This is a genomic window from Gemmatimonadales bacterium, assembly GCA_019637315.1.
In the GTDB taxonomy this organism is placed as follows: domain Bacteria; phylum Gemmatimonadota; class Gemmatimonadetes; order Gemmatimonadales; family GWC2-71-9; genus SHZU01.
In genome coordinates, this window is sequence record JAHBVU010000003.1 from 1 (window position 1) to 18,047 (window position 18,047).

At 64.4% G+C, this 18,047-nt stretch carries 16 protein-coding genes; 2 read left to right on the plus strand and 14 right to left on the minus strand.

What is annotated here, in order from left to right; all coding sequences use genetic code 11:
* From KF785_03610 to KF785_03675, 14 genes are all read right to left on the minus strand, one after another.
* Nucleotides 1-1,096: ABC transporter permease (locus KF785_03610; protein MBX3145829.1), on the minus strand; the 1,096-nt coding region annotated here is incomplete at its 3' end.
* Nucleotides 1,093-1,437: a PadR family transcriptional regulator gene (locus tag KF785_03615; protein MBX3145830.1), complete on the minus strand. Its 345-nt coding sequence runs from the start codon at nucleotides 1,435-1,437 to the stop codon at nucleotides 1,093-1,095. The genes KF785_03615 and KF785_03610, both read right to left, overlap by 4 nt.
* Before the next feature lie 237 nt (nucleotides 1,438-1,674).
* Nucleotides 1,675-3,009, minus strand: coding sequence for a hypothetical protein (locus KF785_03620; protein ID MBX3145831.1), 1,335 nt, complete (start codon nucleotides 3,007-3,009; stop codon nucleotides 1,675-1,677).
* Nucleotides 3,006-3,626 carry a cytochrome c gene (locus tag KF785_03625; protein MBX3145832.1) on the minus strand — a complete coding sequence of 207 codons (621 nt, stop codon included), beginning with the start codon at nucleotides 3,624-3,626 and terminating at the stop codon, nucleotides 3,006-3,008. The genes KF785_03620 and KF785_03625 overlap by 4 nt, the downstream gene beginning before the upstream one ends.
* The gene (locus KF785_03630) at nucleotides 3,616-4,131 is read right to left on the minus strand and encodes a DUF3341 domain-containing protein (protein ID MBX3145833.1); all 516 of its coding nucleotides are present in this window, start codon (nucleotides 4,129-4,131) and stop codon (nucleotides 3,616-3,618) included. The genes KF785_03625 and KF785_03630 overlap by 11 nt, the downstream gene beginning before the upstream one ends.
* Nucleotides 4,131-5,480 (minus strand): polysulfide reductase NrfD, encoded by a 1,350-nt coding sequence (nrfD, locus tag KF785_03635; protein ID MBX3145834.1) that lies wholly within the window; start codon nucleotides 5,478-5,480, stop codon nucleotides 4,131-4,133. Before nrfD ends, KF785_03630 begins: the two co-directional genes overlap by 1 nt.
* A gap of 4 nt (nucleotides 5,481-5,484) precedes the next feature.
* The gene (locus KF785_03640; protein ID MBX3145835.1) at nucleotides 5,485-8,490 is read right to left on the minus strand and encodes a 4Fe-4S dicluster domain-containing protein; all 3,006 of its coding nucleotides are present in this window, start codon (nucleotides 8,488-8,490) and stop codon (nucleotides 5,485-5,487) included.
* Between the two features lie 119 nt (nucleotides 8,491-8,609).
* Complete coding sequence (locus tag KF785_03645) at nucleotides 8,610-9,206, minus strand: cytochrome c3 family protein (GenBank protein ID MBX3145836.1); 597 nt, start codon at nucleotides 9,204-9,206, stop codon at nucleotides 8,610-8,612.
* Between the two features lie 189 nt (nucleotides 9,207-9,395).
* Nucleotides 9,396-10,205 carry a TrmJ/YjtD family RNA methyltransferase gene (locus KF785_03650; protein MBX3145837.1) on the minus strand — a complete coding sequence of 270 codons (810 nt, stop codon included), beginning with the start codon at nucleotides 10,203-10,205 and terminating at the stop codon, nucleotides 9,396-9,398.
* Nucleotides 10,202-11,341, minus strand: a complete 1,140-nt coding sequence (locus KF785_03655) for a type IV pilus twitching motility protein PilT (protein ID MBX3145838.1) — start codon at nucleotides 11,339-11,341, stop codon at nucleotides 10,202-10,204. The genes KF785_03650 and KF785_03655 overlap by 4 nt, the downstream gene beginning before the upstream one ends.
* A 295-nt stretch (nucleotides 11,342-11,636) precedes the next feature.
* Complete coding sequence (locus KF785_03660; GenBank protein MBX3145839.1) at nucleotides 11,637-12,119, minus strand: hypothetical protein; 483 nt, start codon at nucleotides 12,117-12,119, stop codon at nucleotides 11,637-11,639.
* Complete coding sequence (locus tag KF785_03665) at nucleotides 12,116-13,006, minus strand: NAD(P)-dependent oxidoreductase (GenBank protein ID MBX3145840.1); 891 nt, start codon at nucleotides 13,004-13,006, stop codon at nucleotides 12,116-12,118. Before KF785_03665 ends, KF785_03660 begins: the two co-directional genes overlap by 4 nt.
* Complete coding sequence (locus KF785_03670) at nucleotides 13,003-13,503, minus strand: ferritin (GenBank protein ID MBX3145841.1); 501 nt, start codon at nucleotides 13,501-13,503, stop codon at nucleotides 13,003-13,005. The genes KF785_03665 and KF785_03670 overlap by 4 nt, the downstream gene beginning before the upstream one ends.
* Nucleotides 13,504-13,600: 97 nt before the next feature.
* Complete coding sequence (locus KF785_03675) at nucleotides 13,601-15,253, minus strand: protein kinase (protein ID MBX3145842.1); 1,653 nt, start codon at nucleotides 15,251-15,253, stop codon at nucleotides 13,601-13,603.
* Nucleotides 15,254-15,406: 153 nt separating this feature from the next.
* On the opposite strand from KF785_03675, the gene KF785_03680 reads away from it, so the two are divergent.
* Both KF785_03680 and KF785_03685 read left to right on the plus strand, forming a co-directional pair.
* Nucleotides 15,407-16,069, plus strand: coding sequence for a TetR/AcrR family transcriptional regulator (locus KF785_03680; protein MBX3145843.1), 663 nt, complete (start codon nucleotides 15,407-15,409; stop codon nucleotides 16,067-16,069).
* Nucleotides 16,070-16,089: 20 nt separating this feature from the next.
* A complete protein-coding gene (locus tag KF785_03685) occupies nucleotides 16,090-17,964 on the plus strand; it encodes an acyl-CoA dehydrogenase family protein (protein MBX3145844.1) in 1,875 nt (624 codons plus the stop codon).
* The last annotated feature ends 83 nt before the right edge of the window (nucleotides 17,965-18,047 follow it).

Below are 18,047 nucleotides of genomic sequence, written 5' to 3' on the forward strand. Positions count from 1 at the left end.
GCAGCCAGAGGATCGGCTCGATCGGGCCGAGCACCACGCGCTCCAGCGGCTCCACGAAGACACCACGTCCGGCGTTGACGGGATAGCGGCGCTCCAGATCCAGCGCGAGGGCGGCTGCTGCTTCCTGCGCAGCAGCCGGTTCCACGGTCGGCTGGAGGCGTCCGAGCAGCAGGAACGGATGGGTATAGCGTGGAAACGCGGCTTCGTTCACCTGGAGCGGAAGCCACGCCTCCACCGGTCCACCGCGCGGATATGGCGCATGGTATGCCGCCCGCGCATGGATCTGGTCGATCCCCGTGCTCGCCGCGTCCGGGACGACTCCGATCACGGTATACGCCTGATCGCCGAACGAGAGCGCGGCGCCGATCACAGCGGGGTCACCTGCCAGTCGCGAACGCCAGAACCCCTCTGCGAGCACCGCGACCCGCGGCCCGCCGGGAGCGGTCTCATCCGAGGTAAAGAGCCGCCCAGCGATGGCACGAACGCCAAGGGTTTCGAACAAGCTTGCCGTAACGGCGAGGCTTCGGAGCCGGGTCGGCTCTGCCCCGGAAGAGGTGTAGCTCACCGCTGTGCCCTGGATGGCGGCCAGATTGGCCAAGGTACCAGTGAGCCCAGCCTGAAAGTCGAGATAGTCGGGCCAAGAGCCCGGTTCCCTGGTCGTGCCGCTCCGGCGATCGGTTTCCCAGAGCATCACGAGCCGGTCCGGCGCCTCGAAGGGGAGCGGCCGCAGCAAGACGCCATCGAGCACACTGACGATGGCCGTGTTGGCTCCGATCCCAAGCCCAAGGGTCACGACGGTCACGGCAGCGAACGCCGGCGCTCTCCGCAGCTGGCGTATGGCCTGCTTCGTATCGCGGGCAAGATCCTGCAGCAGCGTCACCCCGCGCGCCGCGCGCACCGCCTCGCGCGTCTGGGTCACCCCGCCGAAGGCTACCCTGGCAAGGCGACGGGCCTCCTCGGCGTCATGGCCACGCTCGCGGTACTTCCGCTCCTCCATCTCCAAGTGGAAGCGGATTTCTTCCGCTGTGTCGTCATCTGCCGCGGTCCCGCTGTGGAGCGCCCGCCACCGGGCACGGATCTCGGTCCAGAGGCTCATAGTGCTTCCCCCGACCACGCCAGGATCGAGTTGACGGCCTGCGACGAGCGCTCCCAGCCCTGCTGCTGCAGGGCAAGCTGGCACCGCCCGTCATCGGTCAACTCATAGTACCGCGCTCGTCGGTTATTCTCTGTGATCCGCCACTCAGAGCGAATCCAGCCTCGGCGGCCAAGCCGCTCGAGGGCCGGATAGAGCGATCCTTGGTTGACCTGGAGCACCTGCCGGGAAAGCTGCTCGATCCGCTGGGTGATGCCCCACCCGTGCATCGGCTCGACTGAGAGAGTCTTCAGGATCAGCAGTTCCATCGTTCCCTGGAGCAGGTCGGCGCGTTCTTCGAGCATTCAACACCCCCTCTGGATCCTGCCAGACCACCCGCCCGACCCAGCGCGAGAACGGTTCGACCTCGACCCGGTCGGCACCATGGCTTCTCTTGACTGTCGAGAGCAAAAATGAGCCCATTACTCTCGACCGTCAAGAGTTACGACGGAGTTCTTGCCAGGCGGCTCAGGAGCGACCAAACGACAGGGGCCCATCGATGTCATCGATGGGCCCCTGTGTGCGGATCAGCTGATCTGCCGTTACGCCGGCTGCCCCTGCGGCTGTCCGGGGTCGCCGGCCTCATCCTCATGGTGGGCCCCGTGGCCCGCTTCATGGTCGGCCGCGATCTGCGCCAAGCGCGGTGAGACCATCGGATAGGTCCTGCCAAAGAGTGCGTAGCAGAAGAGGAACAGACCCAGCATGAGGAGGGTCGGGCCAAGTTCAGGCAGGCCGAAGATCGGACCGCTGCCGGCCGTAATCGAGGGCAGCACGAGCAGGTAGCGCTCCAACCAGAGCGAGCTGGCGCTGACGAGAGCAAAGAGCCCGAGGACCAGCGGCGACTTCTTCGCCGCGATAAACAGGAGCCCCCAGAACGGCAGCAGGAACATCCCGATAAACACGATCCGCGCCACCGGCATCCACTCGCCCCAGAGACGCTGGAACACGAAGCCGGTTTCTTCCGGGATATTGCCGTACCAGATCACGAGGAACTGTGACCACATCAGGTAGGCCCAGAAGATCGTAAAGCCGAAACAGAGCTTACCCAGATCGTGACGTTGCTTGGGCGTGACCAGGTCCGTAATGCCCAGGTGGCGACGGGTGTACAGCATCAGGAGCGCCAGCACGGTATGGGCACCGAGGAAGGAGCCCATGAAGTACCAGCCACCGAGCAGGTTACTGAACCAGTGCGGCTGCAACGCCTGGATCCCGTCGAAACCGATCAGGCTGAAGACGAGCGCGTACAGTACCACGTAGCCCGCGGCGAATCGGTTGGTCGAGGCGCGCTGGGTCTCGACGGCAGCCTCGGAGCCATCAAAGCCCTGCGTTGCGGCCTCATAGCGGGCCTTGCGGTCGTCGCCGACCGTGTTGCGTGCCAGGAACATGTCGCCCACCATATCGGAGCGGATCATCTTCCAGCCGACCCAGTAAAGGGCCGCCATGCCGACGAGCAGCCGACCGAACATGAACGGCTTCGACAACCAAACCGCTTTGCCGTGCGGCAGCGAATGCAGCTGCTCGTACATGTGACCGTAAATCGAGTGATACCCCACCGTGAAGATCAGGATGAGCCCGATCAGGGATACCACCGCAAAAAAGACGTGGGCCGCGGCAAACCTGACGATGACGCCCGACCACTTGGCGTTCGCCAGCTTGTTCGCAGCAACCAGAGCCAAACTGCCGCCGGTCAGGCCGGTGAAGTAGATCCAGTTGACGTGAAAGAGCTGCCAGGCGCGCTCGCTCTCGCCCGAGAACAACGAGAGCGCGAAGAGCGCGGCTCCAACGGCCGCCAGGGCCAGCCCCACCGTCCACAGCAGGTTGAAGCGCCCCGCATTGCCGCGAACGATGATGCGTTCGCGCTGTGCCGCTCGGCTCATTGGCTGGCTCCTTCCGCCACCGCAGCAGTCGCGGGCGGCGTGATCCCTTGCAGGTGCCGCATATAGTTCACCACGGCCCAGCGGTCATGCTGCCGAAAGATCTTGTCACCGTACATTGGCATGATACCGCGGCCATAGCGCACGATGCTGTACAGGTACCCGTCCGATAATCCCTTGGCCTTGTCGGTCAGCAGGGACTGCGCGCCTAATCGAACACCGACCGGACCGTCTCCCGCACCCGAATCACCGTGACAAACCGTGCAGAAGTTCCGGTAGACCTCTTCCCCGCGCTTCAGCGTTTCGGAGAACTCGGCAACGGTCGGGTTGCGCACCCTGGCGGCCGCGAGCGTGTCGAAGCCGTACATAGGCACGGGTCCCGAGAAATTCAGGAGTCCCCAATCCGCCTCCCCGCCGGTGATCGGCACCGATCCCTTCGGGGTGTACCGAGGAATGTCAGCCCGCTGATATGGCGATGGCGTGGGCGACTTGATCATATGATCGAACCACGGCACGGCCTTCATCAGGTCGTCGGGCGACGGCAGCGTGTCGTAGTACCAGTTGCAGCCCGACAGCCCCGCCAGAAGGCCGAGGGTCGCGAGCAGTCGCTTACGCGCCATGTTCCGTCACCTCGTCTGAACCGATTTCTTCCAGAAACTTCCGAACTCCGTTCCGCTGGTCCGGCGGGCACGGCACAAACAAACCGATGGTGTCGTCACTGAACTCGGGCTTGAATGGGCGTCCTTTGAGGGACTTGAGCGCGGAGAGAATGATGACGCCCGCCACCGTGGAGAGCGAGCCGTACAGAATCGTCAGCTCGAAGGCAATCACGACGTAAGGCGGAATCGCCCCGATCGGCTTGCCACCGACGAGAAGCGGCCAGTCGTAGGACATCCAGAGGGTCAGCCCGAATCCGGCACCCAAGCCGATCAAACCGCCGATCAGCGTGAAGGCACGGACCCAGCTGGTCTTGTGCTCGAGCGCTTCTTCGATGTGGTGATTGTGTGCGGCCGTATAGACGGTCAGATCCCGGTATCCCCGAGCCCTGAGGCCTTTGATGGCATCAATTGCCGAGTCCTCGAACTTGAACGCAGCAAGCACACCCGAGAGGGTCTTGGCAGCCATCAATGCCCTCCCTTCTTACGGCGCGGCATCGGAATCATCTCCTTGATCTCCTGGATCGCGACGACCGGGAAGGTCTTAGCGAACAACAGGAAGTACATCCCGAACCATCCGAACGAGCCGATCAGAATGCCCCAGTCAGCCCAAGTCGGATTCATGCGGTCCCAGGCAAACGGAATGAAGTCGTTGGCCAGTGACGACGAGATGATGACGTAACGCTCAAACCACATTCCGATATTGATGAAGATCGAAATGACGAAAAGCGCAGTCAGGTTCTGCCGGATTTTCTTGAACCAGAGCAACTGGGACACAAACGCGTTGCAGATGATCATGGTCCAGCCGGACCACCAGAGCGGACCGAACGCACGGAGCCAGAAGGTCGTCTGCTCAAAGGTGTTGCCACTGTACCAGGCGATGAAATACTCCATCGCATAGGCGTAGAACAGAATCGTGCCGGTCAGTAGCGTGAGCTTGGCCAGATTGTCGAAGTGGTAGTCCGTGATCATGTGCTCGATCTTGAGCACTTTTCGGAGCGGAATCACCAGCGTCAACACCATGCCGATGCCGGAATAGATCGCACCGGCAACGAAGTAGGGAGCGAAGATGGTGCCGTGCCATCCGGGGATGACCGACACGGCGAAGTCCCAAGAGACGACCGAGTGCACCGACAGCACCAGAGGCGCCGCCAGCGCTGCCATGAAGCCATAGCCCTTGACGTAGTGTCGCCACTGGCTGTCCGCACCGGTCCAGCCTAGGGACAGCGAGCCGTACACCTTTTTGCGCCAGCCGGTGACCTTGTCGCGCACGGCCGCAATGTCGGGGATGAGCCCGACCACGAGGAACGTGGCTGACACGGTGAAGTAGGTCGAGATGGCAAAGACGTCCCAGACCAGGGGCGACTTGAAGTTCGGCCAGAGGAATCGCTGGTTCGGGTACGGCAGCAGCCAGTAGAAGATCCACTGACGTCCGATATGAATGATCGGGAACAGTGCCGCCGTCATAACGGCGAACACGGTCATGGCTTCGGTCGATCGGTACACCGCCGTTCGCCAGGGCGATCGGAAGAGGAACAGAATCGCGGAAATCAGGGTTCCCGCGTGGCCGATACCGACCCAGAAGACGAAGGTCGTGATGTAGACGGACCAGAAGATCGGCGGCTGATAGCCCGCCAGACCAAGACCTTCCTTGAGGAGCGCAACGAAGGTAACGGCACCAATCAGGAACATCGCGATGGCGCCGAAGAGCGCCATGTAGTAGCCGCGACTCGGTGTCTCGAGTGTCTTGACGACGTCACGAGTGACGTCGGCGTGGCTCATGTCCTGGTGCGGCATCCCGTGTGGCATCGCGGTCATTGGATTAGGCCTCCGATCCCGCCACGACCTTGGCCAAGTAGGTCACGGACGGCCGCACGTTGATGAGGTCGAGCACCTGATAGGCACGCGGATCACGCGCCGCGCGGCTCACCTGGCTGTTCGGATCGGTGATGTCACCGAAGGTGATGGCGCCGGATGCACAGGCCTGAGCGCATGCGGTCTGAATCTCGCCGTCGCGCACCGACCGATCTTCGAGTCGGGCCTGATGCTGCGCCGAGCGGATCCGCTGCACACAGAAGGTGCACTTCTCCATCACACCGCGCGCCCGCACCGTGACGTCCGGGTTGAGCTGGAGGTTGAGCGGCTCCGGAAAGGCGCGCTGATTGTACGCGTACCAGTTGAAGTAGCGCACCTTGTAAGGGCAGTTATTGGCGCAGAACCGGGTGCCGACACAACGATTGTACACCTGACCATTGAGTCCGTCAGGCGTATTGTACGCTGCGTAGACCGGGCAAACCGGCTCGCACGGGGCGTTCTCACAATGCTGGCACAGCATCGGGATGACTCGAGCCGAGAACGGTTCGCCGTCCTCGCCGCCGTGGTAGTAGCGCTCGATCCGGAGCCAGCTCATTTCGCGACCGCGGAAAATTTCCTCCTCACCCACGGTCGGAATGTTATTCTCGGCGTAGCAGGCGGTGACGCACGCAGAGCACCCGGTGCACTTGGCCAGGTCGATGACCTGATGCCATTGCGGGTGGTTGCCACGATACTCACCGAACTTCCGCTTCTCGACCTGCGCCTCGCGGAACCCGGCAATGGCTTCGAGTTCCTTGTCGGTGTTGATGTGGTGCTCTTCGCCGCCCTGTTCGTAGTACGCCTGCTTGACGGTCAAGCCACGTGCCGCGAGCGCGAGCGGCATTGTCTCTGTGATTCCCCGGCCGAGTTCACGCGGGTTACCCTCGGTCTTGGCGACCTTCCGGTAGCGGCCCGTCTTCTCGACCTTGATCTTGGTCGAAAGGTACGGCAGGAAGCCCTGACCATCGGCGGCCGAGAGCAGGTCGAGGGCGTTGACGCCGCGCCCAGTGGCGTAGCGACCGAACTCCGAGTGGCCCAAGCCGAGCGGCATCGCGAGCACGTCCTTGCGAATGCCAGGGTAGACATAGACCTGCGCTTCGATCGATCCGGCAGGCGAGACCAGACGAAGGATCTCGCCCTCCCGCACGTCGATGGCGCGGGCCGTCTCGGGATTCAGCTCAACCCAAGACTGCCAGGTAATCTTCGTGACGGGATCAGGAATCTCGAGCAGCCAGGGGCGATTGGCACCTCGGCCGTCGTGATAGTGAAGACTCGGGAATGGCGCGAAGATAAACTCGCCGTCGCCGTCCAGGGTGGGCGCCTGCGGGGCAAACGACGCAGCGGTGCTCGCCAGCCGCACCGGCGTCGCCGGCGCGGGAGTGTCGTAAACGCCGCCGCGGGCGAGCGCCGCGCGCCAGAACGCCTCCGTGTCGGCTGCGCCACGGCTGCGCGCAAAATCCGCCCAGACACTCTTCAAATGGGCTTCGAACGTCGGCGCGCTGAACGTCGCCGCCATGGTGCCGCCCAGCTTGCGGGCCGTCTGCAGCAGCACGTCGCCCGTCGACACGTTCTTGAAGACCCGCTCCATGACCGGCTGCATCAGCCCGCGCACCCCCGCCCGAGGGCGCGCATCGTCCCACCGCTCCAGCGAGTGGAGATTGGGAATCAGGAGGTCGGAGGCCGCAGCCGTCTCGTCGAAGTAGAGGCTGGTCGAGACCTTGAATCGTACCTTGTCGAGTGCCGACCGGAACCCGCCGCTCTTGGGCAGCGTGAAGAGCGGATTGACATCGTGGAAGATCACGACATCGATCTCACCCGCCTCCATGGCGCGTTCCAGGCCGAGCATGGCCCCGTAGCCGTCGCCGCCCGAGTTGCCACCCCCAAACCGGACCGTCGTTCCGACGTTGCCCGCGAGGTAGTTGAGCAGGTTGACCGCAGCGCAGAGATCCGCCGCTCCGCGATGCTGCGCCCCGATACCACCGGCCACCGCGAGGCTCGGCGCATGGGACACGAACTCGTCGTAGAAGCGGCGGATCTGATCGGAAGCAAGGCCAGTATCCGCGGCAACCCGTTCCAGTCCGTAGCCCGCGAGCAGGGGCCGAAGGGCGGCGGCATCCGCCGGCAGATTCGCACGGGTATTGATCACGGCGTTGGCCAGGCCGAGAACCAACGACGTTTCTGAGCCCGGAATCGGCGCGAGCCACTGGTCGGCATTGACGCCCGTCAGCGACATGCGGGGTCCGACGTACACGAACTTGGCCATCTGCCGGCCGACGAAGCCGTGGGCCTGGGCAAAGCCTCGCTCGTTCTCGATCGGGCCGTTCCAGGTCTCGAGGAAGTCGGCGCCGAACGACACGATGTACTTGGCCGCGGCAAAGTCGTGGGCGGGAATCTCGTCGAGCCCAAAGATCCGCTGACTCGCCAGCCGGAGCGGCTCGTGGTCGAACGCCTGATAGCGCACCAGCCGGCCGCCGAGCGTCGAGACCCACTGAGCCATCAGGTCGGACATGGTTCCGGCCCCTGCTCCGCTCACGATCGCCACGCGCGACCCTGCAGTTCGGAGTTCGGCCGCCAGTTGGTCGATCGCCTCGTTCCAGAGGATCTCGGCGTGCTTGCCGGCCGCGTTGCGCAGCTTGGGGCCCTTCAGCCGATCGGGATTGTAGAGTCCCTGGAGCGACGCCTGCCCCCGAGAGCACAGCGCGCCCCCGTTGACCGGATGCTCGGGATTGCCCTCGAGCTTGATAGCCCGACCCTCACGGGTCCGGACATGCAGGCCACAGCCTCCTGCGCATTCACCGCAGGTGCTCGCGTAGACCGTCGGTATGCTGGGCACCTGGTCTTCTGACTGGACCAGATACGGAATCAGCTTCTCGACCTTGCCCGTGGAGCACCCCGAAAGCGCGGCGGAGCCGGCACCGGCTACGCCCACAACCTTCAGAAATCGGCGTCGATCCAAGGCTTCGTTGTCTGCCATTCCCTCTCCTATCGGCACGGACCCGGTTGCGTCCGCCGCCCTATCCTGCCGTGACCGTCCGGTTCGACGTCCCGGCCCAATCGCCTGGTAACCTGCGCTGTTCTACCGTTGTGCTGCACCTAGTAATGGCACGCCGTGCAATCGCGCGTCACACCCCGCTCCACGTGGCAACTGATGCAGAAGCCCATGTTGTTCACGTTGTTGGCCTTGAAGACCTGCGGCATCCGCGCGACATCACCATGACAGGTGGAGCAGGCATTCGGCCCCATCGCCTTGACGTGAACGCTATGCGGGAAGTGGGCGTGCTTGGCAAGCGTGTGAATCCGAACCCATTCGATCGGCCGCTTCTCGCGGAACGCCTCACGCACCTTGCGGATCTCTGCCCGGTCCGTGCTGTCCGTGCCCGCAATGGCCAGGTGGCACCCCATGCACGTCTGCACCGATGGAATGCCCGGCTCGTTGCCATCGGCGACCGAGTAGTGACAGTACTGGCACTGAATCTTGAACTGCCCGGCGTGAATGTCGTGCCGGAAGAAGATTGGCTGCCGCGGGCCCCTCAAATTGGCCGAGTCCGCGACCGTGAGCCGCGGAGCGACGATCGAGTCGGCCGGCGCTTGGGCTGCCTGCTGTTGAGCAATGGAGGGCAAGGGCAACGTGAGAAATACCGCTGCGCCGGCTACTGCCACCGCAACTCCAGCAACCAAGAGCTTACGCATGCGTCTGCATCCGCCGATCCATGGTGACGAAGTATGTGAAACTTTTCACGACCAGAGAAAACGCGCGCAAGTGCATGTAGCGCAAGGCGCAACGCCGCGAGAAAAATACCCGCAAGCGACTCGGAAACAAGCCTCGAACCTTCGGGATAACTCCGGCCTCGACAACGAGATATGCGACCGAGAGAGTCCCTATTCTTCCCCAGGCTCCGACTCCCCCGGAGGCGTCATACCCGCCGGCCAGCGGAGAGCCGCCGGCAGTTCGCCAAGCACTTGATGCCGCGTGAGATAGTGGACCGTCTCGAGCGCCATGGCTCGCAACAACTTCGCCTCGCGCGAGTCCGGGTCGGCCCGATAGACGATTTCACGAAATGAGCGCATCACGTTCTCGGCATTTCGACTCTTGAAAAAGTCGAGGGCCCACAGGGCGCGGTGCCAGTCGTGAAAGGTTTTGTCGAGATCCTCGGCCGTAGCCCGGGTGGCGCGCCGACGCGGGGCCTTCCGGGTCTGCTCAGCGCCCTCCCGCGCGTTCCAGCACTCGTAGCTCATGATCGCGACCGCCTGGGCCAGATTGAGCGAACGATGGGTCGGATTGGTGGCGATGGTTGTCAGGGTCTGACAGGCGTCGAGTTCCGCATTGGTGAGACCGCTGTCCTCCCGACCGAAGACGAGGGCGACCGGCCCGTCCGCCGACTGCTCCGTCAACCACGCGGCCGCCGCGGGCGGGCGCAGCAGGCGGCGCTTGGCGGCCCGTTCCCGTGCCGTCATTGCCACCGCATGCACGCAGTCAGCAATGGCTTCGGCCAGCGAGTCGAAGTGGCCGATCCGTTCGACGACGTCACCGGTGTTGTGGGCAATGCCTTCGATCCGGTAGGGATCGAACACCGCGGGTTTGACGAGCCGGACGTTGGGAATCCCGAAATTTTTCGCGATCCGGACCGTTGCTGCGATGTTGACGAGGTCCTGCGGTTCGACCAGGACCAGGATGGGCGGCGCGGTCACCCGTTGTCCAGAAAGGCGGTCGAGACGCCACGCGATTTGAACATCGCGAGCAAGCCGGCCTTGTCGACCGCCTTGAGGTACGCCTCTTTCGGCTCGACCTGCTGCGACTCGACCAACTCAACCAAGGCATCATTGAGCGTGACCATCCCGGCCCGGCGGTTGGTCTGCATGATCGAGGGGATCTGAAACGTCTTGCCTTCCCGGATCAGATTCGAGACGGCGTGGTTCGCCAGCAGCACTTCGTACGCTGCGACTCGGCCACCGCCGACCTTCTTGCAGAGCGTCTGGGCGATGACACCGCGGAACGACTCGGCCAGCATGACGCGAATCTGCGCCTGCCGATCGGCGGGGAACTGGTCGATGATCCGATCGATGGTCGAGGCTGCCGTTGTCGTGTGCAGCGTCCCGAAGACGAGGTGTCCGGTTTCAGCCGTCTCGAGCGCTATCGCCACCGTTTCGAGATCTCGCAGCTCGCCGACCAGGATGACGTCCGGATCTTCTCGGAGTGCGGCGCGCAAGGCGGACTTGAACGTCTTGGTGTGCACCCCGACCTGTCGCTGGGTCACCACGCACTGCCTGCTCTGATGAACAAACTCGATCGGGTCCTCGATCGTCAGGATGTGATCGTTTCGAGTCGCGTTGACGAGATCAACCAGCGCGGCAAGCGTGGTCGATTTCCCTGACCCGGTCGGCCCGGTCACCAGCACCAAGCCCTTGGTGAGCTGACAGAGCGCCTGCACCTCGGCGCTCAGGCCGAGTTCCTGGACGGTGCGAATGCGGGTGGGAATCAGCCGAAAGACGCCGACGGGTCCCAGCCGATCCCGGGCCGCGTTACACCGGAGCCGCCCGACCTCGGCAAGTTCATAGGCGTAGTCGGCATCGCCGTCCTCGCGCCATGCGGCAAGATCGCGCGGCGTCATAGTGGCGCGCAGCATCAGTTCGATCTCCTCGGCGCTCAGGGCCGGCTCCTCGAGCACGGTCAGCGAGCCGGAGGCTCGGAGAATCGGCGGGCTCCCGACCCGGAGGTGGAGATCGCTGCCGTCCCGCTCCGCCAGCGTGTGGAAGAGGCCCTCGATTCGTTCACGCGGCCCGCTGAGGTCGACCGCCACCGGCTCCTCGGCCGGGGCGCGCGCCATCGGGGGGAAGAGCGATCGGAGAGTCGCTGACAGGCTCCCGTTGGACGGCGCAACCTGGACCTCGATGGCCCCATCCGGACCATCGTACGTGAAGGCGAACTCCACTGGCCCACTGCCCAGTCGGTCGCTCAGCTGCGCCGGCGCGATTTCCCGAAGCAGGCTGACAACCTGCTGCTCGGAGAGCGCCTCCTTGGTCATCGAGCGGACCAACCCGTTCTTCTTGAGGGCAACGGGCTGCCCAGGCACCAGGCGAATCGCTTCACCCGCCTGCGCCTTCATGACACCGAGAAAACGATCAAGCCTGGCCACGTCGAACACCCACGACTGGACTTGCGGCCCGAATGTGATTGCGGTTGACGATCCGCACCGCGTCCTCGGTCCACAGCGGGAAGAAGGTCGGCGCCGCATTCAGAAAATCCAGCGCGCGAAGCCGATCCGGCGGCAACTCGATCATGACCATCCCCTCCAACAGGGTTCCGTCGGCCAATTCGATTTCCAGTTCGAGACGCCGCGCAGCCGAGGCACGATCGGGGTCTTCGATGGCGGGCTGGGGCGGCAGCTCGAGGTACAAGGTGTGTCGCTTGGCGACGAAGACCGGTTGCCCCTCATCGAGGATAAGGACGTAGAACATCTCGTCTCGATTGAGGAGATCGTCCGTCGTTTCAGGACCGCTGTGATGGCGTGCGATCATCTGGAGATGGATACTGCCCGTCAGCACCCGCCGATCGGTCAGGTGGACGGCAGCCTGCTGGCGCTGGGTCGTAATCCAATCGCTCATCCGCGAATCTCTACTCCCGCCCGTTGCTCGCTCCGGCGAATCGGATCAAGGTAGTCTGCGGCCTCGCCCAACTCACTGCGCAGCGCGGCCGAATGCTCAGCCACGACATCGAGCAGCGGCGATTCGAGATCGAGCTGGCGAATCAGTTCCAGGGCAATCCGAACATCCTTGTCGAGCAAGGCCAGCCGAAACAACCGGGGCCACGCCCCGGTCAGGACCCGATCTGGCACCAGACTCTCGCTGACGAAGCTTCGGCCGCTCGAGGCGTTGAGCACCTCGAGGCCGGCCCGCGCCGGCACGCCGGCTTTCACCATGGCCGTAAGCGCTTCGGACAGCGCCAGGATATGGGTGGCGAGCAGCACCTGATTGATGGCTTTGATCGCGTCGCCGGCGCCGACGGGGCCCATGGGAACGATCAGTTTGCCAAAGGTTTCCAGGTAGGGACGGGCCCGGTCGAACACTTCCGGCTCGCCCCCTACCATGACTGTGAGGCCGCCCTGCTCCGCTCCAGGCGGCCCCCCACTCACAGGACAATCGGCAAAGGCAACCTCGCGTTCCGCCAGCCGCGCAGCAATGCGCCTCGAGGTGGCCGGATCGCCAGAGGTGCAGTCGAGAAACAAGGCACCGCGCCGAATGCCTGCGAGGACGCCATCCGGCCCGTCGAGGAGACCGAGCACATCCGCTGAGGTAGGGAGACAGGTCAGAACGACGTCAGCATCTCGAACGGCTGCGGCCGGGGTGGCGGCAACCCGACACGAGGTGGACCGCGCAAAGGCTTCCGCCCGCTCCCTGGTCCGGTTCCAGACCGTCAGCGGGTACCGTTCCGCGACTCGGGCCGCCATCGGTCGTCCGATGGCGCCGAGCCCGAGAAACGCGACAGCGGTCAATCGCCCGGCTCCCGCTTGCCGAGTTCACGATCGAAGATGAAGAGACCGGAGGCGTTGTCGCCGATCTGCTTCAGGGTATCGACGATTTCCGTCGAGGTCTTCTCTTCTTCGACCTGCTCCGTGATGAACCACTGAAGCATGGCCTGGGTAGCCCAGTCCTTTTCAGCCGCAGCCTGCTCATAGAGCTGGAAGATCCCCGCGGACACTTTCTTCTCGTGGTCACGCGCCAGCTCGAACACCGCGAGCGAAGACGGGAAATCCGGCGGCGGACGGTCGATCGCTTCGAGCACGACGCGGCCACCCCGATCCTCGACGAAGTCGATGATACGCATGGCGTGCTTGGCTTCTTCCATGGCCTGCATCCGCATCCAGCGGGCAAAGCCGTTGCGGCTCTTTTCCGCAAAGTACGCGGCCATCGAGAGGTACAGGTACGAGGCCCCGAATTCTTTGTTGATCTGATCGTTCAGCGCCTTCTGAATGCTGGCTGACATGCGCATCGTCGTGCTCCTTGAGGCTGGGACACCATCAATATAAAGCGGCGCCATCATGCTGCGCTGGGCCGGTGACGGGACTGGGATCACCCCGTGCGCCACGTTACCGGAAATTGCCCCCCTCGAACCGAAGTCCGACAATGCCACTCGGATCCACCTGGGTCCCCAGATCCAGGAACGTGGCCGTCCGCCCGGCTCGATCGACCGCCCGCACTGTGGTGTTGCGGTACAACGGATAGAAGCCGATCGGCATGCGGATCGCCCCGGCAGGCACCTCGCAACCGCAATCTGAGGCACCCTCGAGTCCCGCGTTGACCGTAATGCGGAGCGGGCTGCCGGTCTCATTGGTAATCAGCGGAGCGAACATCGGGATCCGGGTCCGCGCCAATGACAGAACGGCTCGATTCGACCCGCGTCTCGCCTCGAGCCCGACCTCGCCCGACAAGGGATGTCCATGGGTCGCACCACCGTCGCTCTGGAGCGGCGCTGCTCGCCAGAGCAGCCGGGCAAACCCAGGCCGATCGAGCCGGGTCGTGATGGTGCGCCCGGCCGCCACCGACAGACTGTCTCCGGCAGGCAACGTTACGACCGCCGCCACCGCGAGACGGTTGTCGAGTCGAACCGAAACGGGACGCCCGAAGAACCACCACGCCGCGCTCGCAGCGAGCAGGATGAACCAGAAGGTTCCCCAGCCACGGCGGCGCGGCGGTGGACCCACCGGTGCCACCGGCGCCTCCAGCTGCGCACTGACGCGATGCGCCACCTGGCCGGCTGAGACCGAGGGCCCGTGGAGGCCCCCCGCCTGACCCTGCCGAATCGCGGTGACGACTTCGTCGGCCGACTGATAGCGGTCGATCGGTCGCTTGGCGAGACACTTGACGATGACCTCGGAAAGCCAGATCGGAATCCGGGCGTTGCGATCGACCGGGGCCGGCACCGGCGCCGCGATGTGCTTGCCGACGATTTCCTGCGACGAATCGCCGTCATAGGGCGGCGCACCGGTCAGCATCTGAAACAGGAGGGCGCCAAACGCATAGAGGTCACTTCGGACGTCGACCTGGGTATCGCCCAGCGCCTGCTCCGGACTCATGTACTGGGGTGTGCCCACGACAAAACCGGTCTGGGTCTGCCCCGCCGCTGCATCGAGCCGCTTGGCGATTCCGAAATCCACCAGGAGCGCGCGCCCCGACACTGCGTCGATCATGATGTTGTCGGGCTTGATGTCCCGGTGCAGCAAGCCCGCCCGATGCGCATGCCCCAGTGCTTCCAAGACCGGGACCGCGATCTCGAGCGCCCGGCCGGACTCCAGGGCGCCGAAATCCCGCAAGTACGCACCAACCGAATGCCCGTCGACGAAGGGCATCACGTAGTAGGTGAGTCCGTGACCCTCGCCGACGAAGTGGATGGGCAGAATGTTGGGATGATTGAGACTGGCCACGACCCGGGCCTCGTCCCGAAATCGAGCCAGCATTCCCGGCGTCCAGGCAATGTCTGGCCGCAGCACTTTGACCGCCAGGCGACGAGCCAGGCCCCGATCATAGACCTCATAGACCTCGGCGAACCCGCCGCGACCGACGAGACCGCGAACCTCGTAGCCATCGCCGAGGACCAGGGCGAGCTGGTGGCTGAGATCGGCAGGTCGCACCTCAATGGCCGCCACTGCCCCTGCGCCTCCGAATCGCGTGCCACAGCGGGGGCAGAACGCCGCCGCGTCCGGTAGCTGCGCCTGGCAACTCGGGCAGGTTGTCTCCGCCATGCTCTCTCCTGACCGCTGCATCGGTTGGAACGGGCCATCACGAAGGGCTGCCCCGCGGGGCGGGCAGGACGCTCGAAATATAGTCGACACAGTTCGCCTATTGCGTTGCCAGGTAAACAGATATAGACTTGCTTGTCAGCTAGCAAGTTACTGATGACCAATTTGACGCTGTTCGCCAGAGACCGAGAACGCAACGCCGTTCGTTCGCGCGAGTTGATCCTCGACGCGGCGGAGCGGCTCTTTGCCGACCAGGGGTACGAGGAGACCAGCCTCAGCGATGTCGGCCGGGCGGCGGGCCTGTCGCGGGCGACGCCAGGGTATTTTTTCGGCTCCAAGGCCGACCTGCATCGTGCCGTTCTCGAACGGTGTTTCGAGGACGTTCGCCGAGCGGTTCGCGAGGGCCGCGACCGAGCCCTGGCCAGCGGCCACCCGCCGGAGGTTCTGCTGGCAGGCGCGGTGTCGGACTACGTCGATTTCGTGGCCGCGCGCCCGCATTTCGTGCGGCTGATTCAGCGCGAGGCCCTGAGCGGACGGACGACCCTGGACGCGTTTCCACTCGGTCTCGCTGCTGGTCGAGAAATGATCTCGGCGCTGACCCTGGAACTCGGCCTCGAGGAAGTCGACCCCGGCGAGGTGGCGCATCTGCTGTTCAGCCTGATCGCGCTGACCTGGTTTCCCCACCAGGGATCGAGCCTGGCCCGCGCCATCGGCATCGATACGGAAGCGCCGGGCTTCCCGACCGAGCGCAAACGTCACGTGACCGAACTCATCACCGGATGGCTGGCGGCGCGACGGGCCAGCATCCCATCCCGTTAGGCAGACCGGAGACCAACGCCATGACCGCGACTGCAGAGCCCCGCCCCACCGCGCGCCCAGCCACCGGACGAGAGGCCGAGCAGGCCGCGCGCGACACCGCCGAAGCGGCCCGCGAAACGGAGTGGAACGACAGCTTCGTCAAAGAACTCTTCGAGGGCAACCTCCGGCTCGACCTGATTCATCCTTTTCCCGAGCCCAAAGCCGAGGACGTTGCCCGTGCGGAACCGTTCCTGGAGGCCCTGGAGCAGTTCCTGCTCACCAAAGTCGACGCGGACCGGATCGATGAAGACGGTCAGGTCCCGCCTGACGTCGTCGAGGGGCTCCGCAAGCTGGGCGCGTTCGGGATCAAGGTGCCCGAGGCGTTCGGAGGCAAGGGGCTGAGCCAGTTGATGTACACGCGGGCCATTGCGATGACCTCGAGCATCTGCGGGAACCTGACCGCACTGCTGTCCGCCAGCCAGTCGATCGGCGTTCCCGTTCCCCTCAAGTTGTTCGGCACGCCTGAGCAGCAGAAGAAATACTTTCCGCGGCTGGCGAGCGGGCAGATCTCCGCGTTTGCCTTGACCGAGAACGACGCGGGGTCCGACCCGGCCGGCCTGTCCACCTCGGCGCGCTTGAGCGAGGACGGAAAGCACTGGATCCTCTCCGGCGAGAAGCTCTGGTGTACCAACGGCACGGTGGCCGACGTGATGGTGGTCATGGCCCGCACCGGCCCCAAGGCAATCACGGCGTTCATCGTCGAGGCGGATTGGCCCGGCGTCGAAGTGGTCCAGCGTCTGCACTTCATGGGATTGCGGGCCCTGGAGAACGGCATCCTCCGGTTTCACGACGTCAAGGTTCCGGTCGAGAACGTGCTCTGGGGCGAAGGCAAGGGACTCAAGCTTGCCCTCATCACGCTCAATACCGGGCGCTTGACCCTGCCGGCATCGTGCGTGACCGGTGCCAAACGGATGCTCGAGATCGCGCGCCGCTGGGCATCCGAGCGGGTGCAATGGGGCCAGCCGATCGGGAAACACGACGCCATCGCGCAGAAGGTCGGTCGGATGGCCGCAGAGACGTTTGCCCTCGAAGCCGTCAGCGATCTGTGCTCGCTGCTGGCCGATCGACCCAAGACCGACATTCGGCTCGAAGCCGCGATTGCCAAGATGTGGAACTCCGAGGTCGGCTGGCGGATCGTCGATGATACGCTGCAGATCAAGGGCGGGCGCGGCTATGAGACGGCAGCCTCCCTCAAATCACGGGGAGAGCGGCCCGACCCGGTCGAACGGGCGCTGCGCGACTGGCGCATCAACCTGATCTTCGAGGGCAGCTCCGAGATCATGCGGCTCTTCATTGCCCGCGAGGCCGTCGACACCCATCTCAAGGTCGCCGGGAAGCTGATCGACCCGCGCTCGTCGTTCGGCGACAAACTCGGCGCACTCCTCAAAGCAGGCCTCTTCTATGCCTGGTGGTATCCCAAGCAGTACCTCGGATGGGCCCTGCCGCCTCGCTATGCCGAGTTCGGGCCGCTGGCCAAGCACCTGCGGTTCGTCAACCGTGCCTCCCGTCGCCTGGCCCGCAACCTGTTCCACGCGATGATCCGCTTCGGACCGCGGCTCGAGAAGAAGCAATCTGTGCTGTTCCGCATGGTCGAGATTGGAGCGGACCTCTTTGCCATGAGCGCCGTAGTCTCCAAGGCCCAGCTGCTCGCCAAACAAGATCCGAGCAACCGCGGGCCGATCGAGCTCGCCGATCTGTTCTGCCGGCAGACGAGCTGGCGTATTACCGTTCGGTTCGAAGAAATCTTCGGTAACGACGACGACCGTGCCTACCGGCTAGCCCAGGACGTGATGAAGCAGGAGTACGTCTGGCTCGAGGAGGGCATCGCAGGGTGGGAGGGCCGGAAAAAGCCCTGAGGACCAGAGCCGCTCGCGCGAATCGCTTGCGGCGAGCGGCTGGCCGGAGGCCCGACTAGATTGCGCCCCGACCGGAGGAAGTG

Bases quoted from the DNA above. Each gene is read 5' to 3' on its own strand.
- KF785_03615 (MBX3145830.1), bottom strand. From the start codon at position 1,437: ATGCTCGAAGAACGCGCCGACCTGCTCCAGGGAACGATGGAACTGCTG.
- KF785_03620 (MBX3145831.1), bottom strand. From the start codon at position 3,009: ATGAGCCGAGCGGCACAGCGCGAACGCATCATCGTTCGCGGCAATGCG.
- KF785_03625 (MBX3145832.1), bottom strand. From the start codon at position 3,626: ATGGCGCGTAAGCGACTGCTCGCGACCCTCGGCCTTCTGGCGGGGCTG.
- KF785_03630 (MBX3145833.1), bottom strand. From the start codon at position 4,131: ATGGCTGCCAAGACCCTCTCGGGTGTGCTTGCTGCGTTCAAGTTCGAG.
- nrfD (MBX3145834.1), bottom strand. From the start codon at position 5,480: ATGACCGCGATGCCACACGGGATGCCGCACCAGGACATGAGCCACGCC.
- KF785_03640 (MBX3145835.1), bottom strand. From the start codon at position 8,490: ATGGCAGACAACGAAGCCTTGGATCGACGCCGATTTCTGAAGGTTGTG.
- KF785_03645 (MBX3145836.1), bottom strand. From the start codon at position 9,206: ATGCGTAAGCTCTTGGTTGCTGGAGTTGCGGTGGCAGTAGCCGGCGCA.
- KF785_03655 (MBX3145838.1), bottom strand. From the start codon at position 11,341: ATGGCGCGCGCCCCGGCCGAGGAGCCGGTGGCGGTCGACCTCAGCGGG.
- KF785_03660 (MBX3145839.1), bottom strand. From the start codon at position 12,119: ATGAGCGATTGGATTACGACCCAGCGCCAGCAGGCTGCCGTCCACCTG.
- KF785_03670 (MBX3145841.1), bottom strand. From the start codon at position 13,503: ATGCGCATGTCAGCCAGCATTCAGAAGGCGCTGAACGATCAGATCAAC.
- KF785_03675 (MBX3145842.1), bottom strand. From the start codon at position 15,253: ATGGCGGAGACAACCTGCCCGAGTTGCCAGGCGCAGCTACCGGACGCG.
- KF785_03680 (MBX3145843.1), top strand. From the start codon at position 15,407: ATGACCAATTTGACGCTGTTCGCCAGAGACCGAGAACGCAACGCCGTT.
- KF785_03685 (MBX3145844.1), top strand. From the start codon at position 16,090: ATGACCGCGACTGCAGAGCCCCGCCCCACCGCGCGCCCAGCCACCGGA.